Source organism: Bacillus sp. FJAT-29814 (genome assembly GCF_001510715.1).
Lineage (GTDB): Bacteria > Bacillota > Bacilli > Bacillales > Cytobacillaceae > Neobacillus.
This window is the reverse complement of sequence record NZ_LMTJ01000002.1, coordinates 769,889-794,481: the sequence shown is the minus strand read 5'-3', so window position 1 is coordinate 794,481 and position 24,593 is coordinate 769,889. Positions and strand designations below refer to the sequence as shown.

The following is a 24,593-nucleotide window of genomic DNA, read 5'->3' as shown; positions in this document are numbered from 1 at the left end:
TTATTGTCGCGGGGTGGAGCAGTCCGGTAGCTCGTCGGGCTCATAACCCGAAGGTCGCAGGTTCAAATCCTGCCCCCGCAATCCGGTCTGGTAGTTCAGTTGGTTAGAATGCCTGCCTGTCACGCAGGAGGTCGCGGGTTCGAGTCCCGTCCAGACCGTTAATATTACTCAGTAGGGGTAACCTGCTGTTTATATAGATTTTGGTGTGGCTCAGTAGCTCAGTCGGTAGAGCAATGGACTGAAAATCCATGTGTCGGCGGTTCGATTCCGTCCTGAGCCACCATTTATTGTTTTGGCGGTTGTGGCGAAGTGGTTAACGCATCGGATTGTGGTTCCGACATTCGTGGGTTCGATTCCCATCAGCCGCCCCATTATCGTTATTGGGCTATAGCCAAGCGGTAAGGCAACGGACTTTGACTCCGTCATTCGTAGGTTCGAATCCTGCTAGCCCAGCCATTTTTTAAAATGGCGGCATAGCCAAGTGGTAAGGCCAAGGTCTGCAAAACCTTTATCCACCGGTTCAAATCCGGTTGCCGCCTTCATATTATTTTGCCGGTGTGGCGGAATTGGCAGACGCGCACGACTCAAAATCGTGTTCCTTCTGGAGTGTCGGTTCGACCCCGACCACCGGTATCGTTTTTTTTAAATGCTTTGTTATAACCGAATGTTGATTTCGCTATATTTGAAAAATAAACGGAAAAATTCCTGCTAAATTGGGAAATACTTAAATTTCCTTAAAAATAAGGGGAGTTTTTCCGTTTATATTATCCAAATCTACGGATTTTGTCTTATTTAGAGCAGTTAATCGGAATATCTCCGCTTATATCTGCCTTTTAAGCTTCCTCTATATACATTAACAGGAAATTCTCCGTCTATGAATTCTCATAATTATACGAATGTCAGCCAAATAAAATATTATGGGCCTATAGCTCAGCTGGTTAGAGCGCACGCCTGATAAGCGTGAGGTCGATGGTTCAAGTCCATTTAGGCCCATCATTTAAATGTTATATATCGTTCCGCAGTAGCTCTGTGGTAGAGCAATCGGCTGTTAACCGATCGGTCGTACCTCCGGAGCCATTTTTATGTTCGGGGAAGTGCTCAATTAGCTTTAGAGGAGCACCTGCTATGGATATGGGGCGGATAAATCCGTACAGGTTTAAATCCCTCTTTCTTTGCATTCCTATCATGCGTCTTTAGCTCAGCTGGATAGAGCATACGCCTTCTAAGCGTACGGTCAGAGGTTCGAATCCTCTAAGGCGCGTAAAAATTTAACCTCTTATGTACTTTAAAACATCTTGACTAAAGGAAAGTGCCCGTCACTACCAATATCCCGTAAATTTGTTGATATCTTGTCGACAGTATTGGGTGGTGACAGTGGCACTTTTTTTAAACCAATTTAAGAAGAGACCAAAGGGACGGTCCTTGTGGCTATCCAACAAAAACCGTCCCCATGTTTACTTATCTATGAAACTTTGCATCTACTTTTGAATTATTCTCAAATTGCAGTTGAACATCTGCTTTGGTGATGTCTGTTACTTCAATTCCTAGTGTATCGGAGACTTTTGTTACGTAATCATCCCATGTTGTTCCCTTGGCTGGAATGAGTTCATCCTTGATTCGGATTAGTTCATCTTGTGCCTTGGAATTTTTTAAAACCGTTACGCCGTCCTTGGTCTTTTTGACAAACGTTGCTTTAACAGGGTCTTTGGCTAACAGATGAACATTGTAGAAGGTACCATCCTTCGCTTTAAGATGAACTTTCAGATGACGAACTTTATAAGGGTCGGCAGCTGCTTTTTCCCCTTTTTTATAGGAGAAAGAAAAATGGGCCTTATTCGTAAAGATTACTTTTGCATCCGCTTTTTTTACTTCAGACGGCTCCACACCTAAAGCTTCCGAGAGCCGATTGATGAATTCTTCTTTACTTAAATCGGTGGATAAGCCTAAGCCTTTAACAAAATCAACCACACGCTTGTTAGCTTCTTCCCCTGTTACCTCGATTTCTTCTTTTCCAGACTGTTTCTTAATTTTGACATTTACGATTCCATCTTTTTCATCGTACGAGACGGTATACTTTTCATCCTGAAGCACAACACTGGCCTTGAGGTTGTCAATTGACTTCCAAATATTCTGTACGTCTACGTTTTGAACAATGGGAGCGGGCTCCTTGATTTGCTCTGCAGCTACCTGCCCAGATACACTAAATGCTAATGAAGTTGCTAGAATAACAGCTGATACTTTTTTCATCGTTCTACACCCTTTCGAATCGTTTTTTTTTATACAGAAGCAATTTGCTTTTGATAAATGGAATTGGTTCCTTGCTTGATTGGCTTTCTGCCGATGGCGATATATTCGCCTGTATAGTTTTTTAAATCTTCTGCTGTGTAACAGTTTCTACCGTCGAAGATGATGGGTTGATCCATAAAGAGACTTGTTAAGATTAATGCTTTTTCAACAATTTCCTTCCATTCGGTTACGATAAAGACGATATCGGCCTGTTTGATTGCATCTTCAATTTGTTCCACGTATTGAACTTCGTGTGGGAGCACCTTCTTGGCGTTTTCTATTGAAATAGGGTCGTAGGCAATAATTCGCGCTCCTTCTTTCAATAGGTTTTTAGAAATGTTGATGGAGGCTGCCTCGCGCATGTCGTCTGTATTAGGCTTGAAGGCTAATCCGAGCAAGGCTACCCGCAGTCCTTTCAGTGAACCAAAACGGTCTTTCGCCTTTTTCACAAGTGCCGTCTTTTGTCTGTCATTGATTTGAATGACAGATTTAAGTAAATGGAAATCATGATCGACAGCTTCTGAAATCTTTACCAAAGCCTTCGTGTCTTTTGGAAAACAAGAACCGCCAAAGCCAATTCCGGCATCAAGAAACCTGGAGCCAATACGGACATCCTTGCCAATTCCCTCTGCCACTTCAGTAATATCTGAGCCAACCTTTTCTGAGAGAGCAGCAATTTCATTGATAAACGATATTTTTGTTGCTAGAAATGCATTGGCGGCATACTTAATCATTTCGGCACTGTTGATGCTTGTTTTTAAAATAGGAAGACCAAACGGCTGATTAATTTCTTCTATTATATTGGCTGCTTCAGGGGAATCTGCCCCAATGACAATCCGATCTCCATGAAACGAGTCATGGATGGCAGACCCTTCACGCAGAAATTCAGGATTGGAAACAATGTCTACAGAATAGGATCCTTGCAAATTGGCTTGAACGATTTCGCCAATTTTGTAATTAGTACCTAGTGGAACGGTACTTTTAGTAACGATTATGGCATCACGTGTGATGTTTTGGCCGATATCTTGTGCCGCGTTAAAAATATAAGAAAGATCAGCTTCTCCATTTTCTTGTTGAGGAGTACCGACAGCAATGTAGACAACCTCTGCTTCTTGTAAACCCATTCTCATATTTGAAGTAAAATGGAGTTTGCCTCTTTCAACATTGCCGGCCATTAATTCTTCCAATCCCGGTTCATAAATAGGGGAAACCCCTAATTTAAGAAGCTCAATTTTTTCCGTATTTACATCAATGCAGGTGACATTATGGCCAATTTCGGCTAAGCAAACACCTGATACCAGTCCGACATAACCTGTTCCGATGATCGATATGTTCTTCATATAACTCCTCCTTAAAGTAGGCATAATTATAGGCCCAGTCTGGTATTTTTAACGAGAAGCAATCAGGTCTTCCGCACGAATGACTTCACGTAAGTAGCTTCTGACTCTCCCCCTTAATTCACTTCGTTCTAATACAAAGTCAATCGTCGCTTGGATGAAACCAACTTTATCACCCACATCATAGCGTTTACCCTTAAAGTTATGAGCCATGACAGGCTGAGTCTCATTAAGTAGTTTAATGGCGTCCGTTAATTGAATTTCATTTCCCGCACCAGGCGGCAATGTGGCCAGGATATCGAAAATTTCCGGCGTAAGGATGTAGCGTCCCATAACGGCGTATTGAGAGGGGGCCAGTTCAACAGTTGGTTTTTCAACAACTGTATCAAGTAAAAATACATCCTTCTCAGTCACTTTTTTTTCAATCGGGGCAATGATGCCATATTTGGACACTTCTTCCTTGGCAACTTGCTGAACGCCGAGAACGGAAGATTGATATTGATTGAATACGTTAATTAATTGCTTCAGGCAAGGTGTATCCGCTTTGACAATATCATCGCCCAGGAGCACGGCAAATGGCTCGTTTCCAATAAAACTAGCCGCGCAGTGAATGGCATGGCCCAATCCAAGTGGCTCCTTTTGACGAACATAATGGATGTTGGCAAGGTTTGAAATCGCCTGAATTTCCATCAGTTTTTCATATTTTTCTTTTTTTAATAACGTTTCTTCCAATTCATAGGACTTATCAAAATGGTCCTCAATGGCTCGTTTGCCTCGTCCGCTAATGATAAGGATGTCTTCAATGCCAGATTGAATCGCTTCTTCCACAACATATTGAATGGTGGGTTTATCAACGATTGGCAGCATCTCCTTTGGCAGTGCTTTGGTTGCTGGCAGGAAGCGGGTACCCAATCCAGCTGCAGGAATAATCGCTTTACGAACTTTCATCAAAATATCCCCCAATCATATAAGAATACTAGGTTTATAGAATCAATCATCCTCGAGTTCCCCAAGAAGTGGAACGAAGTGTAAACAACGCCCAGAAACGAAGCGGGCACAGCAGAATTAAGAAAAGCAGACCATAAATAGGTGCCATTAAAAACGTAAGCGGTTTTTTATACGCATAAAATACATTTCGGGCATAGGCAGAGATAGTAACATAGGCAAAGTAATAAATCACCATTACCCAGCCCATCGTCGTAGATGTAAGATAAATGGCCATGATTAAAGAGACAGCAAAAGCAACCCATAGGAACATTTCAAGCATGACCCAGATAAAGACATTTGGTTTGTGCAAACCAATTTTCAACGCAATCAAGCTTTCTCTAAAAAACGATTTATTCCACCGTGATTGTTGCTTAAGTAAGGTTCTTAATGTAGTAGGTGCATCTGTAATACAGCGGGCCGTTGATTGATACAATGTCTTTCCTTTTCTAATGGCATAGTTGGTAAGACAGCGGTCATCCCCCAATTGTACCTGCTGGCCTAAAAACGTTTGATTGCCATAATGTTCCAAGTTATCCATAATTACGTCGCGGCGGTAGGCACTAAGAGGACCGCTGCAGACTAAGACATTGTTTGTCACGGAGTGTGCGGCCCGCTCCACACGAAAGGCATTATCATATCGCATATCAATCAGGCGGGTAAGAATATTATCCGTCCGATTGCGAATATTGACGTGGCCTGTCGTCGCCATTACTTCCGGATCATTCATTGGTTTTAACAATTCGCGAATGGCATTAGAGAACACCGTGCAATCAGAATCAATCGTGACAAAAATATCACCGGTTCCCCGTTCAAACGCCCAGATTTGCGCGTGGCGCTTCCCCTTATTTTGCGGAAGCCGATGGACAATCAAGTTTGGGATATGGCCGGCAGGAAACAAGGCAGCCGTTTCACCGCTGACAGTTTTTAAGCTGTCTCGGAGCTTCAGGACCGCGTCATATGCCGAGCTATCCTTGCTGCCATCATCGATGACAAAGATTTCGTGAATTGGATAATCCTGTTTTAAAATGCTTTCCACCGTTCCTAGTACCGCATCGGGTGCTTCGTTGTAGGATGGAATCACAACAGATACCTTTAAATCAGGAGGATCCATTGTCACTTCTGTGTACTTAAACGAAAGCAGCATTTTTCCCAATAGGTACCCAATCATAACGGAGCCATAGATTCCAATTGTTAAGTTAAACTTGTCAGATGCTGTCCAGTTAACATAGAAGAGAGCTGTTACCGTAAGAACAAACAATGTAATAACAAAGGTTTTCTCTTTTCTTGAAAATTTCTTCGCTGTCGTAAGGACCTGGTTTTGAATAATCGGGTTAGTCATCTGCAGGTCTGACTCAATTTTTCCCATTCAATCACTCCTCTTCAAATCTCAAATTCAAATGCAGCATTTGACAGCCTTAGAATAATAAACCAACCAGCTTTTCTGCAATCAATCGTTTTTCCTGTGACAAAATTCATTCCAAATTCCTGCATTCGTTTAAAAGTCCGAAACCTCAACATTGGAAGCGATTACCCAGCTTCGTAAAAATGGTGTAAGTTTTGTCATGTTTACGTTATGTTGTTCTTCTTATCTTAGGTTAAGAGGCGTACCTCCCCCCATTTCATCAGCATCTAAGCTTTTGTAACATTCTTAACCAAAAGATAATGTAAAGAGTTTGAAAAATGACTAAATAAATCGTTTTTTGCCTAAAAAACAAAAAACTTAGGCATCGAGCTTCAAAAATAAGCATTGTTATCTAAAAAAAACAGCCCTATTACCATTTTTTGGATAAAATGAATGAACATTTGGGGACTCCATCATGGACAAGCCAAATTATAGGGTGGTAAAAAGAGGGGAAACTGACTAAATACCTGATAAGAAGTTCTTATGTAAAGGATCATGTCATTTTTATCCTTCGTTGAAGTGAGCTGGATCATGGTATTTAATTAGATTGAAAACGGTATGCATCAGCCAATTTGGAGAAAAGGAGCTATACCATGATTAATCTTGTAAATGTAACAAAATACTTTCTTGTCGGGGACAAGCCCTTCTACACGCTTGAGGATGTCAGTTTTGCGATTAATAAGAACGAGTTTACCTGTATGATTGGCAAATCTGGAAGCGGAAAATCTACTCTCCTAAATATCATGAGCGGGATTGATTCCCCCTCTTTTGGAACGGTGAGCATAAATGGTACTGACATTTCAAGTCTATCAAATCGTGAATTAACCAAATGGCGATTACATAACATTGGTATTGTATTTCAAGCATTCCATTTAATCCCGACTCTTACGTTACTTGAAAATGTCATTCTTCCGATGGAATTGACCTCTCCCTTTCAAAAGAGAAAGAAAAAACAACGAGCAATGGCACTGCTGGAATCTGTAGGTTTAGCCGATAAGTGCCATCTTTTCCCGGACCATGTCTCAGGAGGGGAAAAACAACGGACAGCCATTGCGAGAGCTTTAGCAAATGATCCGCCGCTAATCCTAGCGGATGAACCAACCGGGAATTTGGATAGCGCAAATGCCGCTCATATTTTCTCCCTATTTAAACAGCTTGCGAAAAACGGAAAAACCATTGTGATGGTTACGCATGATACTGACATAGCGAAACAAATCCCAAGAACATTACAGCTAAAGGATGGAAAAGTCATCAACCAGCGAAAGGACTGGGGGATACAATGATCCCCATTTATATTAAAAAAGTCTGGAGGGATATAAGTCGGCAAAAAACCAGAACGATTTGCATCCTTTTTTCAATCTCCCTTTGCCTGTCGGTCATTGGAGCATTATTTCAAACAAAGGATGTATTTAATCAAGCAATCCGGCAAAATGCAGAAAAAACAAATGCCGCAGATCTTACGATTTACACATCTCCCATAGAAAACGATATTTCTTTTTTGACAAAAATAAACGGCATCAAAGAAGTAGAAGCAAAGCAGCAAATTAGAGCGCGAGTCAAAATCAATCATGAGTTTAGGAATTTTGAGTTGATAGCGTACCCTGACAGCCCATTTTTTAACATCAATCAACTACAGGTCGAACCTGACTCGATACAGGTCGATCATGATGAACTGTTACTAGAAAAGTCAACGATGGTGCATGATCAACTGGCAGCTGGAGATCAAGTAATGATGACCGTTCCTGGCAAGCGTCCTAAACAGCTCACCATTAGGGGCACAGTGGAAGATGTCTCACGAATTCCCACCAGATTTAGCGGGTTAGGATATGGCTATATCTCAAAAGAGGTGCTCGCGGAATCAGGCCAGTCTACAGCTGATAATCTTATTCATCTAACGTTTGAAGCTCCCATTTCCGAATCGCAGAAAAACAAATTGATTCAAGAAGTTAAGAAGGAGCTTCAAGCCAACCAGATTACTGTTTTCCGCGCTGAATTATCCCAAGAAACTTTTTTATTAAGGGAGACCATTGTCAATACGATCCTGCTTTTATTCATGCTGTTAGGCGTTTTAGCATTTTTACTTGGATTTTTACTGAACATCCATCTGTTTTACCGCATGGTTTCAGAGCAGGTGTATGAGATGAGTATCCAAAAGGTTCTGGGGGCAACAGCGTCCTACATTTGGAGGCAACTCTCGGCGGCTGTGATTCTGATTGGATCCATCGTCTTTTGCTTATCTGTAACCTTGAGCACCGCGGCTTCCTATCTTTTTACCGGCTATCTGTTGCGAGAACTGAATATGGGGGAAGCAGCGTTATCCTTTTCACCAAAGGTTACCGCAATGATCCTTGTTTTATCGTTCCTAGTTCCCATTTTGGCTGCTTTTTTTCCGATTCAAAAAGTATTGAGAGCGCCGATTATTCACGGCCTACAAACGATTAGCCGGCCGTATCGAAAGCAAAAAAAGAAACGGTCTAACCGGGGATATTTTCATTTCCGCGTCCTGTCCGTTCGAAATTCGCTGACAAAAAAGACACAGCTGATCACAAATATCTTGATGTTATCCTTTGGCGGGGCGATTATCATTGCCTGTGCTGCGCTAAACCAATCATTGCAGCTGACACTTAAAGAAATGAATCAATTCTGGGACTACGATGCAGAATGGAGCATTAGCACTATCCTTCCCGCTGAACAGTTGCTTTCTCCCATCAACGAACTAAACGGAGTAAAAGCGGTGGAGGCATGGACAGCGAGAAATGCCGTGATGTCCCATTCCTCTGCCAAGCGGAATGTTTTATTGCAGGCTGTCCCATCTCAAACAGCCTTCGTCCGTCCCAATATGCAGGAAGGGGAGTGGCTGAATCAGCAAATCCAGAATGGCATTGTGATCAGTTCTGCAGCATTGCCAAACATCAGCTTAGGAGATTCTGTGACACTTCAAGTTGGCCGGCAGGAAAAGCAATGGAAAGTAATCGGCATCCTGGGAGAACAGCTGACAGGACCGGCTGTATATTTGAATCAATCTGACTACAATCAATGGCTTCAAACTGCCAGCAGTAACCGCCTGCTGATCAAAATGGATGAGGGACAAGCGTTAGCCAAAAGCCTATATAAGGTGGAAAACTTGTTATCTGCTAAAAATATAGAAATCCAAGCGTCAGATCAGGTACAAGATATGAAGGATCGCCCAAAAGAAATGATTAGGATGATTATTTATTCTCTCTTCATCACAGGAATTCTTTTTTCTGGCGTTGGCGCCTTAAACTTACTAACTTCTATGAGCATCAATGTTCGCGAACGAATAAAGGAAATTGGCATCATACGTTCAATTGGCGGAGGAAAGCGTAAGATCTATCTGCTTTTTATTGGGGAAGGTTTGTTTATCACATCCGTCAGCTGGTTATGTGCGGTTGGATTGTCCTACCCACTGCAAGCTTTGTTGACCAGCAAAATTGGGGAAGTACTGATAAAGTCGCCGCTACCCTCAGGTCTGTCGCTGGAAGGATGTATACTTTGGCTCGTAGTAAGTTTACTCATCGGTATTTTAGGAAGCTATCTGCCTGCACGAAAGGCAGTAAATAAACCTATTTCAGAGTTACTTTAACGTGTGGAGGATCAGAAATGAGAAAAATCTTGTTATTGCCGCTTTTTACAATGGAATCTGGCCATCACAGAACAGCAGACGCATTTATGGAATCTTTGAGAAAACTGGATTCTTCGATTCAATGTGAAAAAGTGGATTTTCTGAGCTATGTGAATTCCACATTCGAAAAGTCCCTTTCTGAAGCTTATTTGAAATGGATCACCAAATGGCCATCGGTATACAGTAAATTCTACATGCGATTTTTCAATCGAAAATCAGCAATCCTTGAATTCACATATGAAACGCTCTTTTTGGAAAAGATGGAGAGGATGATTCAAGAGAAACAGCCGGATTTGATCATCTGCACCCATAGTTTTCCTTCATTTCTCGTCAATAAACTGAAGGAATTTCGTATTTGCAACGTTCCTGTTGTTAATATATATACTGATTTTTGTGTGAATCACTTATGGGGGAAAAAACACGTCGACCTCCACTTTGTTCCATCGCAAGACACAAAGGAGCAATTAATCAATAACGCTGTTCCCAAAGAAAACATTATCATTTCCGGCATCCTGACAAATAACCATTTTTTAAAAAGAAAAAAGAGAAAGCCAAACGATTGGAAAATGCATGTCCTTGTTGCTGGAGGAAGTTTGGGGCTGGGGGAGCTTAGCAGTTTGCGAGAGTCTAGTAATAGCAAATTAGTAGAATATCGGGTGCTTTGCGGTTCGAATTTTTCACTATACAAAACAATCGCCTCACTGCATTCCGACGCGGTTAGGCCATATTCGTACGTAACCAGTCCGGCCCAGATGAATCAATTATACGACTGGGCTGATGCCCTGATTACAAAGCCTGGCGGGGTGACGGTCAGCGAAGGACTGACGAAGAAGCTCCCCATCTTCATCCATTCCGTCCTGCCCGGGCAGGAAGAAAGGAATATGAACTTTCTTGAACCAAGAGGGCTCGTGCAGCGGCTAAACGATGACAGGCCGATAGAGGAGCAAATCATATCTGTTCTGCATCATCCTGCTGCGGTAGGGAAAATCAAGCGGGCGATGCAGTATTACGCAAATGAGATGGAAGTCCACAGCTGCATGGAGGCAGCCGGCTATATGTATGATCGGCTGATCAATCATGCTGATCAGATGCGAATCCATTATATTGACCAGGTCTTTTCCAGCTTGTATCAAGGCGGGTAATACGATGAAAAAAAGCCAAGTTTTTTAGCTTGGCTTTTTTTCATTCTATATTAGGCAACTACTTTTTTCGTCTTTACCTTCGTGTGATCGACAGAATTCTTTTTCTTTATTTTTGGCACCGGAATGACAAACTGACTGAACGGCAGAATTTGAAGAATTCTAATAAAAACGACCGCAATAAGGAGCACAGCGATAAACATCAGCGGCACATAATAGACGCTCCAGTAAGTTTGCGGTAAATGTCTGGCAAATAAGTATAAAATCAGCGGATGAATGAGATAAATCCCCATCGAATATTGACCAATGATGGTCAGAGGCTTTTTGAATAGATTCCATTTCGTAAAGAAAGGGTACATCCCGATGACGGCAATGCACAGTAAGGGAATATTGGCCAAATTGGATAATCTGCGATTCGATACATAGCCATTTACATGGTACTCAACGACTGCCCCGGCAGAAACAACCAGGGCGATGGCGAACATCTTCCATGGACGTTTGACGGTAAAGCCAACAATCTCTTCCCAAAAATAAGCAAGGAAACCTCCAAAGGCAAAGTAAAAAATCCAGATGGGCATAAATGATTTGCTCGAAAGAAATTCCCCGACTGGCCCATTAATGTCGGGCTGAAATCCATATAGCTGGTAGCTTAGCAGCAACGATAGAAAGGTAAATACCAGCATCAGAGTCTGGGTGCGAAACAGCTTTTGCAGAAATGGGAAGACAAAATAAAATTGAATCACAATCACCACAAAATATAGGTGATAAAAGGAATCCCCCATCAGGATCTTTGTTGCTTCCGTTTGGAAGTTTTCAAGTGCTTGCTTGTCATAGTAGTACAGGAGATAGCGATAGATTAGGCTCCAAATCAAAAAGGGAATAACGATCTTCGTTAACCGTGATTTTAGGAAATATCCTAAACGAAACCCTCTATTTTTTGCTTGATAGAATAAAAGAAACCCGCTGATCACTGCAAAAATAGGTGTGCCGAACCGTCCATATTGATTGAGAAAATAGGTAAACCCATTCCAGGTTTGGTCGTTCATCCCGAAGTTAGTAGCTGAGACATGAACACAAACAACGGCTAAACAGGCAAACGCGCGTAAAAAGTGAATCTCAAAAAGATAGTTTCTCTTTTGGACGAGATCAGGATTTGGCTTTTCCGTAGACATACTTTTGAATCCTCCTTATCAATCAAATTACCATTCATTTTAATTTATCCTTAATGGAAGATGTTGTGATTTTTGGAAAACCGTTCATTTGGCTCGGATTGCAAATAGGGACGAAGGAATTATCGTTTTTACTTGTAATCGTTTTAATCACTCTCACTACCTATGAGTTCATTTTCCCAGTTCGAATGGACAAATAAAAATTAAAGGAAAGGACTTAGACTTTTTCTTTTATTGAATTATCATTGCCATACTTTTCAAGAGGATTGATGATGCAGACCTAGAAATAGGAGGGGAGTTGTTGTTCGATTATCCTATATTGGAGAATTTTTCAGTTCCTTTCTACCATTTTTTAAGAGAAGTACGTTAAATGTAGAAATTTAAGGTGATAATAGGATAGGAACAATGAAAAGAGGAGTTTCAAGATTGTTGAATAGAAAAAAGTGGATGCTTTTTATTCTGATTGGAATATTAATTTCCTTAATCATGATTTGGTTCAACCAAACAAAGGCAATTAATGTAAAAGATTATGGGGCAATAGGCGACGGTGTGACCGATGATACCGAGGCGATACAGCGGGCATTGCAGGATAGCAGGGCACATAAAATTTATTTTCCAACCGGTGAGTATAAAATAACAAAGGAAATTCGTATTTCAGATAAAACAGAAATCGACGGGAATCATGCGATTCTTAAGGCAGCTTCGGATTTGTTTTCTATGTTGCATATAAAAGGCGGACATGTCCGGATTCAAGGGTTGACAATCAACGGAAACGAAAGATCACTAAGGGGGATAACGATTGCAAATGGTTCTAGTGATGTCGTCATCTCCGAGTGCACCATTGAGAATTTGACGCAGCCAAAAGACCCGTCATTATCTCGTTTAACTGTCAGCGGGATTCGAATTGAAGGTGGAACTAGAAATATTACGATTGATCATAGCAAGATTCATAATATTTTCGCCAAAAATCCGATAAAAGGCTGGGGGCACCATGTGGCGCGGGGAATATTGATCAGTCCGGAACATAAACAACAGCCTGTCAGCAAAAATATTACGATAAGCAATTCCACCATCACCAACATCGGACCGAAGGATGATGGCGATGGAATTGTGATTCAGGGGTTTACGGAAGCTGTGAACTTGCAAATCTTAAACAATACCTTTTCCTATAATCATAAGAGGGCGATAAAAATCCAATCACCAGGCGCTCTCATTAAAGGAAATAAGATTTACAACAATTTTTATAAAAATAATTTCTATCATACGTATCCAGAAAAAGAGGCGTATGATATGTGGGCAGCGATATCGGTGTATGCGAACCACACAACCATTGAACAAAACACCATCACCGGTGTTGGTAATTTCGCAAGAATTATTGACGTATCCAATGCAAGTAATATCAAAATCATTAACAATATGCTAGAAAATGGTTATAAAGGCAGCGATGAACATCCATCCATCATCAGTATCACCTCCACCCAGCCCGGCTATATTCTAAAAAACTTTACCATCATCGACAATACCTTTATCAACGGGGAATTTGGCGTACTCGCCGCCAGCAAAATCACCAACTTGAACGTTTGGAATAATAAGCTGCAATGATCTGAAGCAGAGAACTTCTCTGCTTCTTTCTTTTTCCATAATGATAAAAAACCATCATTCGGGTGGTGCCAGGCAACTAAGAGCATGAACTATGAGAGTTGAAAAATGATAGAGAATACACAATAAATGGTTAGCAGAGAAACGAAACTGATAAAGATGGCCAGAATTCGTCTAAAGGCAGAAAGTGAAATGCCGGAAGCCAGTGCGTAATGTGCAGCTGTTAACCCGGATAAAATGCCCATGGTCAGAAACCAAGGCTCATAAAATAAAAGAGACCATAACACCATGCTGTGGACATCGAGTGAAACCCAGCCATTGAAATGAAGGGTAATCACACCTGCCAGATGAAGGGCTTTTGTAATCATCCCGCCGATTCCATGTGCCATTAAATAAGCAGTACAGAAAAGAGTAGGGATTAAGATGATAAGAAAGTGGATGTTTTTTCCTCCGATGAACGGCACCCATGTCGGGACGACTCTTCCCCATGGCTTGACAAGCCCAATTAAAATGAACCCACAGGTCATGATTAAGACGCCCGCGATGTAACTTGCCATGTACATCATTTTAGGATCCTCGGGCTGCCCCGGAAGACCTAAGGTTCCACCGGCTGCTTGATAAAATCGGACGAAAACGGCATACATGACTGCCCAAAAGCAACCGAGGTAAGCTGGCCATACCGCTTTCTTCGCCCATTGTTCAAAGGCAGTCAGCCTTTCCGTTTGAGTTTTCAAATGGTTTGTTTTTTCATTCATCTTCAACTCTCCTCCATTTTATCCAATTCCACAACTGGAACATCGTCCACGCCGACGATAATAGTAGGCGATTGCAGCTAGCCCAAGAGCGACTCCCCATGGCAGCCAAAAAATCATCGGTCCCATCGTTCCCCAGCCTTGACTGAGTATAATATTGTCCATTGGGAAGAGATGAGATGCCGCGGCCAAGATGCCAAATGTAAAAACAAGACCTGCTGCGGTTACAGCTATGGCAACAATGGAAGCGGGAAGAACGGCAAGCATGATGGGGACTCTTTTTCCACCAATGAACGGGAACCAGTGAGGAAAGACCTCACCCCATTTTTGGATCAAACCGAGTGTAAGGATACCCCCGACAATACATAGAGATCCGAAAACCCATTCGGTCGTACGGGCCATCGGATTGGCGCTCGAGAAATCCCTAAGGAATTGTGGGTCAACCCCTAAAGGGATATCAAGTGCCCATGAGAAGCGTATGAAGGCATAAGGGATGGGGGCGAACACGGCGATCATCGTCAACGATCTCCCCCAACGAATCAAAAAAGGTGTTTCTCCGTCAGTGGTCCTCCCGCAATATTCACAGGCATGACGCGTTTTTCTTTGGTAAACAACAGCGGCCAGCATCCAAAAAAGCGCGCCAATAATACAAAAAATTTGGTTCAACATGTGCCAGTTGAAGTCGAATTTAAATAAAAAAGCGTAGGCCATTGCGGCAATTAACCTGGTATCCGGAATAAACAGGAGCAGAGCAAGTGAGAATCCCCATGAATAGGCAATAGGAAACCATCGAGAAAAAGCCTTGTTTTGGGGTCTTTGCATGACAATTCCTATTCCAATGCCTATGAGACATAGAGTGACAAATACAATTCCGCCAATTTGTTCCGGAAGATGGGTAACCATGGCGGAAAACAATCCCATATCGTCATTTTTAAATGGATATCCAGCTCCACCTAATAACCAGTAAAGATGTAATCCTCCGTATAGCGCCGACCATAGCATGGCGGCATAACCGATCCATGAGGGCCAACGGTTATATTTTGTTTTTGCCTCTTTATTGAGTAAAGGCGATGTGAAATTCAACGTAATCATCCTTTCTTTTTTTTCAAAACAAATAACCTCACTTTCATCCTAATCAGTAAAGGTTAAAATGAAGGTGAGGTTTTGTTTAAATTTTGTTTAATTTGTTAAGAGCAAAATTAAATTAGTTGTAAATTCCCTTATGGAATATAATATAAGGAAGAGGGGTGTTTTAATATCTCTGTAATTTGTTTTTTTAATATTCTTATTCTCAGCATTTTGGGATTGCTTTAATAATCCACTTGAAACGGAGAATATGAAAGGTAACGAAGATGAGTATAATAAAGGATTTTTTACTGCAACTAACTCTTATTGTAATACCCATATTTATTTACTTTACATTTATTACAGAGAGGGTACATAGTGATAAAAATAGAAAAGTGCTCATGTCCATTTTGTGGGGAATATCCATATTTTTTTGCATGTCATTTCCAGCGAGCTTTGGTGAAAATGCTCGTTTGGATTTAAGAATTATTCCTCTATTATTTGGGAGCCTATACTGCGGATATAGTTCAGCCATCTTCCTATCCGCTTTTATCATACTTTATCGATTTTATTTTGGAATCAGTATTGGATTTTATAATACCGTCCTTGTCCTATTATTATCTCTGCCTGTTATATTTTTCTATCAAAAAACGTTTGCAAGTTCAACCAAAGATAAAAGAGTTAAAATTGCGGTTGGTATTGCCTTTTACTATTGTCTAATCGGACTTACGTTTTTTTGTGTTTTAAGAGGTTTTTCCATAGATTATCTTAAAGTGCAGATGATTCAGCTTATTTTTGTAGTGGTCGTTACTTGGTTCTTAACTATACTAAATGAATCGATCAGGGATATTCACCAGATGCGATTAGAGTTGCAAAACTCGGAGAAATTACGGGTTATTAGTGAGTTAACAAGTGTTTTCGCACATGAAATTAGAAATCCGATGCAAGTTACTCGCGGCTTTCTGCAACTTCTAAACGAGCCTGATTTGTCCAATGAGAAGAAGGAATATATCCAAATATCAATTGATGAATTGGATCGTGCAAATGAGATTATTAATGATTTTTTATCTTTTGGAAAACCCTCAATAAATAACAACGAAAGAATCGAAGTAGGTTCTCAGTTACAACGTGTAATAAAAATTATTGAAAGTTACAGCCGGGGCCATAATGTTGAGATTAAAACAGACCTTCATGAAAACTGCTGGATTTATGGAAATTCTCAAAAATTGAACCAGTGTTTAATTAATATTTTGAAAAATGCCATAGAGTCTATGCCGAATGGTGGAATTGTTTGGGTTAAATGTACTTCAACTAGTGATGGATTTATAAAGATTATTATTAAGGACCAAGGAATTGGTATGACAAAAGTGCAAATTGATCGGCTTGGATCCCCGTTTTATTCCTTAAAGGAAAATGGGACTGGCCTAGGTATGATGGTAAGTTTTCAAATTATCCGTTCTTTCAAAGGTAAAGTAAAAGTGAACAGTGAAAAGAATATGGGGACAGAATTTATTATTCTTTTACCCCAGATAAACTAAAGGAAATAAAGAATAAAAAATGAAAGAGCTTAAAATATGCCGGTTTTTATACACCACTTGCATATTTTGGCTCTTTTTTCATTCAAAAAAATACTGAGATTAATTGATTAATTGCGAAATACATTTCATTCAAGGTTATTCTTTTCCATTTCTTTATTTTCGTACAGATAGATTTTCGTGCCCTTTAATGAACTTGTTATGTTCCAACCTAATTGCATCTCCTGCAGCATTAATGACACGATGGAGAGACCAATGCCGGCCCCCTTTTTGTCTGTTATAACATCCAAGCCGGGGCCTCTGTCTTCGATCAGAATGGCTGCTTTTCCTACGTAATTCACGACTCTGACACCAATGTATCGCCCCGAGTTAGCATGTCTCACCACGTTTTGGTAGAGATTGTCGAGGATGCGCATGAACCAATGGGGATCGATATGCCAGATCAAAGCCTTTTCGGGCAGGTGAACGTCTACTTTAAAGCCTTCTTTCTCAAATACCGGATACCATCCTGCCATAGATTCACGTATGAACCGAATCATGTCCGTTTCTTTTCTTTGCAATGTGTATTTTCCGGCTGATAATAGCGTGTAGGAAAGGAGATTTTCAAGCAGATGGCTTAACAGATCTATCTTGTTTTCAATTAAATAAAGTGAATCTTTTCCTTCCGTCGATAAAGGTTCTTTTTGTAATGAATAGGCATGCCCACGAATGGCTGTGAGCGGTGTTCGTAAGTCGTGGGATATATTGGCAATCAGCTGTTTGCGAAGCGCTTCTTCTTCTTGTTCGTGCTGCCGGCTTTTTATCAGTTCATCAATCATATGATTAAACGCTTTGCCCAATTCGCTGATTTCGTCCTTTTTATTGATCACGATCTTTTCGGGAATCCCGTTTTCCTTCGTTTCTGTCATGGCGGTTTGGAGATGAACGAGCCGTTTCCGGATTTTGAAGAAAAATAACCAAGAGACCAATAGGAAGAGGCCAAATACGAGAAAACCATAGATTGCCAAAATCTTGTCATCGATAAAGGAAAGGGTCGGAAGTTTTGCAACAGAGGGTGGTATTTGAAAAACCATAAATCCGTTGCTCTGGTTGCTTCCGATAAAAGATACAAACGTAATGGGATCTTCATCACTATGATTCAAAAACGCAATACTGTTCGCTAAAGTCCATTGAGCTGGAATATTCTTTTGCTCGGAAAGGGTTAGTTTGGTTTTGCCCGTCCCGTCCACCCAGAAGATCCGAGCGAGCGGATATTGTTCCTTTAAAGAGTGGAGCTTCTGATCTACCTGATCTGGAGTAGCTCCATCCAGCTTTGCCGCTTCATGATGCCACATTTTCTTTAATTTTTTCGTATCCATATACTGAGCTTGCTGTTGAAGATCCTTGTCTAGAAGATAGGACGGTATTAAATAGGCAGGTAAAACAATCGGCCATAAGATAAGGGCTACCATAATGATCAATAAATACTTCGCCAACAGAGAATGTCGAAATTTCATTGCTTCACCCGATATCCGATTCCCCGAATGGTTTCAATAATTTGCGGCTGACTCGGATTTTTCTCGATTTTTTCTCTTAAATGGCGAATATGGACCATTAACGTTTTATCTCCAGCTATATAGGGATTTTCCCACACCGCTTCGTAAATTTGTTCTTTAGTCAGAATTTGATTCGGATGACGAAGCAAATACGTGAAAATTTGAAATTGCTTTGCCGTTAGGATGATTTCATGATTCGATCTCGTATCGACAATTCGGTTCTGGTCTAAATAAATGCTGAGATGTGATAGTTGAATGACCGGTAGTGAAATCTTGCCAAACCGTCTTAACAGCACTTCGACACGTGCCGCCAATTCCTCAGGATGAAATGGCTTCGTCACATAGTCGTCGGCAAAATGTAGGCCTTGCAGTTTATCGTCAATAGAGGTTCTAGCGGAAAGCAGAAGAATCGGTGTCGCTGGATAGTCTTTCTTTACCCGCTGGCCGATAGAGAATCCATCCAATCCAGGAAGCATGATATCAAGGATGACGAGGTCGATACCCTCCATATAATGGGGCGCATCATCCCCCGAGGTCAGCCATGTCACATGATAGCCCCTTCTGGTTAAATCTTCACTGACCCAGGCGCCGATTTCCTGATCGTCTTCAATGTATAAAAGTTTATTTTTCATGATTTCCACCTATTGGATTTTATATATATAAGTAATCCATTCTACTCTTAAGTTGGATTTTCCTTCTTCGTCGACTAACACGCTCTTCGTGAATTTCAAAACACTGTTTCAAGTGTTACTAAATTAAAATGATAAGTACAATATGAAAAAAGAATAAGCCTAAAATATGCAAGTTTTTATACATTCCTTGCACATTTTAGGCTTTTATTCATTCATAAAACATACTGCCATACAGCTTTTTTAATTCCAAAATACATTCCGGGTCACGGAACCTTTAGAGACCTTTGCATTGACCGGTGATGGCGCCTTTTAGTTCGTTGGGTGCTCCAAAATCGTTGACCGTTGAACTATTGTCATTACAGTCTAACTGTCCGCTGATGGTATTCCCGGACAATATCGGTCCGTACTGGCCGAATTGCGCATTTGCGGAAATTTGATTGTTACTGGTCAGAGTTAGACCGCCATTAAACATATTTCCTGCTAATGTTACATTGTTTGCAGTACCGGAGATGAGGGTTTTTCCATTTAAAGTCGTACCAAACATTTGCACAATGTTCGCCTTGTCTGTCTGCAAGCCGCCATTTATGTTGCTGTTAAATACAACTAAGGATGCACCGTTCTTGACTGTGACACCACCTCGGACAACTGCATCCTTAAGACAGACTGTCCCCTTATCAACAACCAGCCTGCTGTTATGGGTACCGGTCAAGGTAGTTGTGCAGACAGGTAGTTCTCCAGGTAAAACGGTTGCTTTAAACATGTCAGAAGCCCCGATGTTGCCGACAGCATCAATGGCTCTGTGTTCAACCATGTGCGTGCCAAAGCCCGGCACGAATGGACCACCAGGATCCCCCTCCTTATAGGACTGCTCAAACGTGACTTTTGACAAGCCTCCCGTGCCTAGGTTGCCATATGTCAATGCTTTCGCATCTGTCCCGGAATGTGTGAACTTGAACGGTGTACCGAGCGGCTTTTCCGGGAATCCAAAGTAATTGAACCAACCGTCCTTATTCAAGCGGAACTCTCCGACGACAAATCCCTTCTGGTCGTCCTTAGGTTCTAGCAACATATCAAACTCGTTGAAATACACGTTGTGCTCAACATCTCCGGAAAGCTTCACGAGTGGATCAGATAGTGTTCTAGGCGCGGATGGCAAACCATTATCCACGGTCCATGTAACCGTGTCCGAGCCCCTATTAGGATTGGCGGGGTCTGTCACAGTTGCCTTTAGCATTGAAGTCCCCTTGGGCAAGCCAAGTTTTCCAAGATCCAGAAGCCGGCTATTATTTGTTCCCTCTATTTTTTTGCCGTTAAGCTCCCATGTGACATCGAAAATCCTATCATTCGGCTGGGTGGTTTCAACAAAGGCAATTTCGTTAAAAGCTAAAGGATGGTCCGTCACTGAAGTGCGGGTAAATTTCGCATCGACTTTCGTCTCTGGAAGTGGTTTTCCTACAGTCCACTCACGGGTCTGAGTCATCCTTGGACCATTCAAATGGTTCGGATCACGCACAAACTCGGTTTGATCCTTCACGATTACCTTTACTTTGTCACCAACCTTTACATTTAGATCGGCAAGCTTCAGATGCCGCCTGTTATGCATATCCGCTATTACGTTACCGTTAATTTCCCATGTGACATCAAGAATATGGAACCTTGGGTGCATTGTTTCGACCCATACCACATCGGCAGGTCCAACCTCGCCCACTGGCGCAGATAATAATGGCATCGCATTCGCATTACGCATGCCGGTGATACGCTGGGTCATTTGCTCCCTGCCGACCTGATCAAAATAGAAGCCGGTATGTCTCATCATCGAATGTTCGCTCGGACGCCAGATATTTGAACCGCGAGTCGAACCACTTTCATATCCATCTGGATCAGCCGCCCGAATGATGCCGCCTGATTCGCTTTCTTCTCCTAACCAGCGCCACCATTTGGCTTGTTTTTCTATCATTTCCTGAGAACTCATTCGAGTATGATGAATAGAGCTAGGTTCACTATTCGGGTGAGGAGGTCCAGGAATTTCGCGATTAGAGTAAGCATATTCGTCTTGCAGATTGCCCAGAGAATGTCCCAACTCATGTAACGATACTAATGGTCCTTGCGGGCTGCCGCCGGTGGTGGTAGCGTGGACACCGCCGATACCGCCATAAGTATTTGTATTGGCAATCGCCAATGTTTGAATATTTTGCGCATTGGCGGGTATGCCCAATTCTGGTGCCACATAATTGGTAAGAATGTTCGTCCGTGCTTGATCTCCTCCAGAACCATAGGTTACGCCTCGAGCAAGTTTGTCCGCCGGACAATTAGCCGCATACTGAAGTTTAAAGACTGTGTCGCGTCGAACATTTCCGTCATCCGGGTCACAACTAATACCGGAATCTTTGGAAGGAGTCAGGACCATATATACATTGAAGTAATATCGATAACTGCGGAATGGCTCAACACTCCACTGAACATTTAAGTTCCGATCCACATCTTGCAGGAACTTGTCCATTTCACTTGCTGTGTATCCATCGCCAAAAATAATTAGATTAAGGCGATCCTTTGCCGGACCAGTCACTTGCAGGGGAACAACCTTTACATCCCCAACCTGCAGATCCGCAGTAGCGGCCTCCGGTTGCTCTGCCTTCGCATCCTTTACAGTAAATCCTGTACCTGATATTAAAAGCGCAATACTAAAAATAATTGAACTAAGTAAAGACAACCACCTTTTTGACATATAACCCCACCCTTATTTTTTACTTTCACAAGGCCATGTGTTACTTCGATCTTACCAAATTCTGTAAGCGCATACAATAATATTCAGACTTTTCTGGAAAACACAGAACCAAAGTCCCATTGCGACTGGATTCTTCTAAAAAAGAGCATGGAGTTTACATTAGGTGAAAAGATATATTTTAAGAGATTATGCTAGTAAACAAGTGCCTGATCACTGCTCGTAATTTGTCGAGAGGTGCCTGGCACTTCTATTAACAGGCAGTTGTGAAAATATAGGATGGACGACCTATACTAATTAGAAATTACCACCCATATATTATCAGTAAAATATATGGGAGGGGATTGTTTGGAGTTTCATCAGCTGTATAACCCGATGGGAAATGCTTTTCTGTCTACTCTATTAGCCGCAGTGCCAATCTTGACTTTGTTGTATTTGCTGGCCATACATCCGCACAAGGATAAATTAGGTAAAAGGCATCATGGTATTGCTGCACCAAAAGCTGCTTTCATAGCGGCGATTGTCACCGTTATCATGGCGATATGGCTTGTCGACATGCCTGTGTCCTCGACATTGGCTGCTTTTGGTTATGGATCGTTCTTCGGCTTGATGCCAATCGGCTGGATTATTGTGGCTGCGATGTTTTTGTATACGATTACATTAGTGACGGGCCAATTTGAAATTGTAAAATCCTCTGTTGTGTCACTATCATCTGACCGGCGCATTCAAACACTTTTGATCGCTTTTTCCTTCGGAGCCTTTATTGAAGGCGCAGCAGGCTTTGGCACCCCAGTAGCCATCGCTGGGGCACTAATGGTAGGTATGGGATTTCGTCCAATGGCAGCGGCCGTGCTGTGTTTGATTGCCAATACGGCGCCTGTTGCATTTGGAGCTGTAGGAACGCCGATTATTACATTAGCAAACGTCACGGGTCTGCCTGAAATGGCTTTATCGGCAATGGCTGGACGCCAACTGCCATTTTTCTCGATTCTCGTTCCATTTTGGTTGATTGCCACCATGGTTTTTATGCATAAGGGGAAGTGGAAGCAAGTATTTGAAATCTGGCCGGCTATTCTTGTAACGGGCGCCAGCTTTGCAATTGCCCAATTTGCCATTTCTAATTACGTTGGTCCGATGCTTGTCGATATTTTGGCTGGTATTATCTCAATGCTTGCACTCATTTTACTTCTCAAGGTTTGGCAGCCAAAGAATAAGTTTTATCTTCCAGGTGAAGAAGAAGAGATTAAATCTTTGGAAAGACAAGAATCCCAATATAGTCGCGGCCAAGTAGTAAAGGCCTGGACCCCATGGGCATTCCTGACCATTTTCGTATTTATGTGGGGATTGCCGCAATGGAAGGCATTTTTGAATTCATTAAACTTCTTTGGTCTGAAGGCTTTATATAATATCTCGGTTCCTTTTTTGGATCAACTGGTTTTTCGCAGCCCGCCGCTTGCGAAAGAATCTGCCCCAGAGGCAGCGGTATATGCTTTGAACTGGCTTTCGGCAGCAGGAACCGGTGTGTTTTTTGCAGCCATATTAACCGGTTTGTTCCTCCGATTAAGCAAAGAACAATGGAAGGTGTCGATCGTAAGGACGGCACAAAGGATGAAAACGCCATTAATTACGATTGCGTTGGTATTAGGATTGGGTTATACGACGCGATATTCCGGGTTGGATGCGATTCTTGGTCTCGCCTTCACGAAAACCGGCGCTCTCTATCCATTTTTCGCCGCGATGCTTGGATGGCTGGGCGTATTCCTGACGGGCAGTGACACCTCTTCGAATGCCCTGTTTGGAAATATGCAGCGAATTACAGCTGATCAATTGGGGTTAGATCCGGTGCTCATTGCTGCATCCAACTCAACCGGCGGCGTCATGGGAAAAATGATTGATGCTCAAAGCATCGTCGTCGCAACAGCCGCTTGTTACGAGGATCGAAATGAAGGGGCAAATGCTGTCGGACCAATATTCCGGGCAGTCTTTTTCCACAGTATTGCGTTAGCCGCTTTAATGGGAATCTTGGTCATGCTGCAAGCATATGTGTTCCCGTGGATGATACCGGGGTATACGTTGTAAGGCTCACTGAGTATGAAAAATAAACGGAAAAATTCCGGCTAAATTAGAAGGAAACCCTATTATATTGGGTTTCCTTCTTTTGGGTCAGTCCTTTCAGTGCTTTAATTTTTCTGACCAGTAATGTATGGCAATCTTAATGAGTTCTTTAGCAGGATTCGTTAAATAGGTGCCTTTTTTATGAAAAATGCGGAACTAACACCCGTTACTTCAGTGACGTGATACAGGTTCGCTCTTTGTAAAAAAATAGGTATCATTAGACGAAGGAACATATGTTTGGTAAAATATAATTAAGGGGGTGACAAAAATTGGAGAAGGAGTACAGGACCTATCAAATAATCATCAAAAAAGGGCACAAGCTCTACCCTTATTTTGCTAATCTATGTTCAAATGGAAAAAATTTAAATGCCAAGCTGGAGCGTTGCATGGGCATTGATTTGGGCTTAAATAACATCGCAACCATTGTCACGAACACAGGCATAACGCCTGTTCTGTTTAAAGGTGGAAGAATAAAATCTATTAATCAATGGTACAACAAGCTGCGTGCCTACTATTACGCAGTTCTTCGGAATGGAAAGAATACAAATATAGGGGCGTATTACTCAAAAAGATTACTAAAATTAGATAGTAAGAGAAATAACCAAATCAAAGACTTATTCCATAAAATCAGTTGTAACATCATTAAAATGGCAAAGGAGAACGAAATAGATACCA

The 24,593-nt window shown here is 41.8% G+C and carries 17 protein-coding genes and 9 tRNA genes; 16 read left to right on the top strand and 10 right to left on the bottom strand.

The features are described 5' to 3' along the window. The first annotated feature begins 7 nt into the window (after positions 1-7). The 9 genes from AR334_RS07910 (at position 8) to AR334_RS07865 (ending at position 1,261) form a co-directional block, all read left to right on the top strand. Positions 8-81: transfer RNA gene (locus AR334_RS07910), tRNA-Met, on the top strand. A 3-nt stretch (positions 82-84) separates the two neighbouring features. Continuing rightward, positions 85-158 (top strand) — tRNA-Asp (locus tag AR334_RS07905). A gap of 49 nt (positions 159-207) precedes the next feature. Further along, positions 208-283: transfer RNA gene (locus AR334_RS07900), tRNA-Phe, on the top strand. A gap of 12 nt (positions 284-295) precedes the next feature. Next, a tRNA-His gene (locus AR334_RS07895) sits at positions 296-371 on the top strand. A gap of 10 nt (positions 372-381) precedes the next feature. Beyond that, positions 382-456 (top strand) — tRNA-Gln (locus AR334_RS07890). A gap of 11 nt (positions 457-467) precedes the next feature. Beyond that, a tRNA-Cys gene (locus AR334_RS07885) sits at positions 468-539 on the top strand. 12 nt (positions 540-551) lie between these two features. Next, positions 552-633 (top strand) — tRNA-Leu (locus AR334_RS07880). A gap of 286 nt (positions 634-919) precedes the next feature. After that, positions 920-993 (top strand) — tRNA-Ile (locus AR334_RS07875). 194 nt (positions 994-1,187) lie between these two features. Further along, positions 1,188-1,261: transfer RNA gene (locus AR334_RS07865), tRNA-Arg, on the top strand. A gap of 197 nt (positions 1,262-1,458) precedes the next feature. Here AR334_RS07865 and AR334_RS07860 read toward each other — a convergent pair. Genes AR334_RS07860 through AR334_RS07845 form a run of 4 tightly spaced genes read right to left on the bottom strand, consistent with a single transcriptional unit; the run spans position 1,459 to position 5,976 of the window. Beyond that, positions 1,459-2,247 carry a YusW family protein gene (locus AR334_RS07860; protein WP_066307639.1) on the bottom strand — a complete coding sequence of 263 codons (789 nt, stop codon included), beginning with the start codon at positions 2,245-2,247 and terminating at the stop codon, positions 1,459-1,461. A gap of 29 nt (positions 2,248-2,276) precedes the next feature. Beyond that, entirely contained in the window at positions 2,277-3,626 is a 1,350-nt protein-coding gene (locus tag AR334_RS07855) for a UDP-glucose/GDP-mannose dehydrogenase family protein (protein ID WP_066307638.1), read from the bottom strand. Positions 3,627-3,674: 48 nt separating this feature from the next. Then, a complete protein-coding gene (gene galU / locus AR334_RS07850; protein ID WP_066307637.1) occupies positions 3,675-4,571 on the bottom strand; it encodes a UTP--glucose-1-phosphate uridylyltransferase GalU in 897 nt (298 codons plus the stop codon). Between the two features lie 46 nt (positions 4,572-4,617). Next, a complete protein-coding gene (locus tag AR334_RS07845; protein WP_253701204.1) occupies positions 4,618-5,976 on the bottom strand; it encodes a glycosyltransferase in 1,359 nt (452 codons plus the stop codon). Between the two features lie 629 nt (positions 5,977-6,605). Between AR334_RS07845 and AR334_RS07840 the strand changes: the two genes are divergently transcribed. From AR334_RS07840 to AR334_RS07830, 3 genes are read left to right on the top strand one after another with little or no spacing between them, the layout of a single operon-like run. Continuing rightward, positions 6,606-7,295 (top strand): ABC transporter ATP-binding protein, encoded by a 690-nt coding sequence (locus tag AR334_RS07840; RefSeq protein WP_066307635.1) that lies wholly within the window; start codon positions 6,606-6,608, stop codon positions 7,293-7,295. Beyond that, positions 7,292-9,616 carry an FtsX-like permease family protein gene (locus AR334_RS07835; protein ID WP_066307633.1) on the top strand — a complete coding sequence of 775 codons (2,325 nt, stop codon included), beginning with the start codon at positions 7,292-7,294 and terminating at the stop codon, positions 9,614-9,616. The genes AR334_RS07840 and AR334_RS07835 overlap by 4 nt, the downstream gene beginning before the upstream one ends. 17 nt (positions 9,617-9,633) lie before the next feature. After that, complete coding sequence (locus AR334_RS07830) at positions 9,634-10,797, top strand: hypothetical protein (RefSeq protein WP_066307631.1); 1,164 nt, start codon at positions 9,634-9,636, stop codon at positions 10,795-10,797. Positions 10,798-10,847: 50 nt separating this feature from the next. Here the strand turns inward: AR334_RS07830 and AR334_RS07825 are convergent, their stop codons facing one another. Then, the gene (locus AR334_RS07825) at positions 10,848-11,966 is read right to left on the bottom strand and encodes an acyltransferase (RefSeq protein ID WP_066307629.1); all 1,119 of its coding nucleotides are present in this window, start codon (positions 11,964-11,966) and stop codon (positions 10,848-10,850) included. 423 nt (positions 11,967-12,389) lie between these two features. Between AR334_RS07825 and AR334_RS07820 the strand changes: the two genes are divergently transcribed. Further along, entirely contained in the window at positions 12,390-13,565 is a 1,176-nt protein-coding gene (locus tag AR334_RS07820; RefSeq protein WP_066307628.1) for a glycosyl hydrolase family 28-related protein, read from the top strand. Between the two features lie 89 nt (positions 13,566-13,654). Here the strand turns inward: AR334_RS07820 and AR334_RS07815 are convergent, their stop codons facing one another. Both AR334_RS07815 and AR334_RS07810 read right to left on the bottom strand, forming a co-directional pair. Continuing rightward, positions 13,655-14,317 carry a hypothetical protein gene (locus AR334_RS07815; protein ID WP_066307627.1) on the bottom strand — a complete coding sequence of 221 codons (663 nt, stop codon included), beginning with the start codon at positions 14,315-14,317 and terminating at the stop codon, positions 13,655-13,657. Positions 14,318-14,335: 18 nt separating this feature from the next. Beyond that, positions 14,336-15,397, bottom strand: a complete 1,062-nt coding sequence (locus AR334_RS07810; RefSeq protein WP_066307623.1) for a hypothetical protein — start codon at positions 15,395-15,397, stop codon at positions 14,336-14,338. A 269-nt stretch (positions 15,398-15,666) separates the two neighbouring features. On the opposite strand from AR334_RS07810, the gene AR334_RS07805 reads away from it, so the two are divergent. After that, positions 15,667-16,917 carry a sensor histidine kinase gene (locus AR334_RS07805; RefSeq protein ID WP_082692827.1) on the top strand — a complete coding sequence of 417 codons (1,251 nt, stop codon included), beginning with the start codon at positions 15,667-15,669 and terminating at the stop codon, positions 16,915-16,917. A gap of 125 nt (positions 16,918-17,042) precedes the next feature. On the opposite strand, the gene AR334_RS07800 is transcribed toward AR334_RS07805, so the two are convergent. The 3 genes from AR334_RS07800 to AR334_RS07790 all read right to left on the bottom strand — a co-directional run bounded on the left by AR334_RS07800 (position 17,043) and on the right by AR334_RS07790 (position 21,806). Then, positions 17,043-18,410 carry a HAMP domain-containing sensor histidine kinase gene (locus AR334_RS07800; protein ID WP_066307620.1) on the bottom strand — a complete coding sequence of 456 codons (1,368 nt, stop codon included), beginning with the start codon at positions 18,408-18,410 and terminating at the stop codon, positions 17,043-17,045. Continuing rightward, on the bottom strand, positions 18,407-19,081 hold the full coding sequence (locus tag AR334_RS07795) for a response regulator transcription factor (protein ID WP_066307618.1): 675 nt from the start codon (positions 19,079-19,081) through the stop codon (positions 18,407-18,409). The genes AR334_RS07800 and AR334_RS07795 overlap by 4 nt, the downstream gene beginning before the upstream one ends. 274 nt (positions 19,082-19,355) lie before the next feature. Next, positions 19,356-21,806, bottom strand: coding sequence for a M64 family metallopeptidase (locus tag AR334_RS07790; RefSeq protein ID WP_066307616.1), 2,451 nt, complete (start codon positions 21,804-21,806; stop codon positions 19,356-19,358). Positions 21,807-22,151: 345 nt separating this feature from the next. On the opposite strand from AR334_RS07790, the gene AR334_RS07785 reads away from it, so the two are divergent. Next, on the top strand, positions 22,152-23,882 hold the full coding sequence (locus tag AR334_RS07785) for an L-lactate permease (RefSeq protein WP_216638011.1): 1,731 nt from the start codon (positions 22,152-22,154) through the stop codon (positions 23,880-23,882). A gap of 305 nt (positions 23,883-24,187) precedes the next feature. After that, on the top strand, positions 24,188-24,593 hold a 406-nt coding region (locus AR334_RS07780), incomplete at its 3' end, for a transposase (protein ID WP_172799174.1).

What these genes read in the sequence shown, in the direction of transcription:
- AR334_RS07860 (WP_066307639.1), bottom strand. Translation starts at nt 2,247, where the DNA reads ATGAAAAAAGTATCAGCTGTTATTCTAGCAACTTCATTAGCATTTAGT.
- AR334_RS07855 (WP_066307638.1), bottom strand. Translation starts at nt 3,626, where the DNA reads ATGAAGAACATATCGATCATCGGAACAGGTTATGTCGGACTGGTATCA.
- galU (WP_066307637.1), bottom strand. Translation starts at nt 4,571, where the DNA reads ATGAAAGTTCGTAAAGCGATTATTCCTGCAGCTGGATTGGGTACCCGC.
- AR334_RS07845 (WP_253701204.1), bottom strand. Translation starts at nt 5,976, where the DNA reads ATGGGAAAAATTGAGTCAGACCTGCAGATGACTAACCCGATTATTCAA.
- AR334_RS07840 (WP_066307635.1), top strand. Translation starts at nt 6,606, where the DNA reads ATGATTAATCTTGTAAATGTAACAAAATACTTTCTTGTCGGGGACAAG.
- AR334_RS07835 (WP_066307633.1), top strand. Translation starts at nt 7,292, where the DNA reads ATGATCCCCATTTATATTAAAAAAGTCTGGAGGGATATAAGTCGGCAA.
- AR334_RS07830 (WP_066307631.1), top strand. Translation starts at nt 9,634, where the DNA reads ATGAGAAAAATCTTGTTATTGCCGCTTTTTACAATGGAATCTGGCCAT.
- AR334_RS07825 (WP_066307629.1), bottom strand. Translation starts at nt 11,966, where the DNA reads ATGTCTACGGAAAAGCCAAATCCTGATCTCGTCCAAAAGAGAAACTAT.
- AR334_RS07815 (WP_066307627.1), bottom strand. Translation starts at nt 14,317, where the DNA reads ATGAATGAAAAAACAAACCATTTGAAAACTCAAACGGAAAGGCTGACT.
- AR334_RS07805 (WP_082692827.1), top strand. Translation starts at nt 15,667, where the DNA reads ATGAGTATAATAAAGGATTTTTTACTGCAACTAACTCTTATTGTAATA.
- AR334_RS07800 (WP_066307620.1), bottom strand. Translation starts at nt 18,410, where the DNA reads ATGAAATTTCGACATTCTCTGTTGGCGAAGTATTTATTGATCATTATG.
- AR334_RS07795 (WP_066307618.1), bottom strand. Translation starts at nt 19,081, where the DNA reads ATGAAAAATAAACTTTTATACATTGAAGACGATCAGGAAATCGGCGCC.
- AR334_RS07790 (WP_066307616.1), bottom strand. Translation starts at nt 21,806, where the DNA reads ATGTCAAAAAGGTGGTTGTCTTTACTTAGTTCAATTATTTTTAGTATT.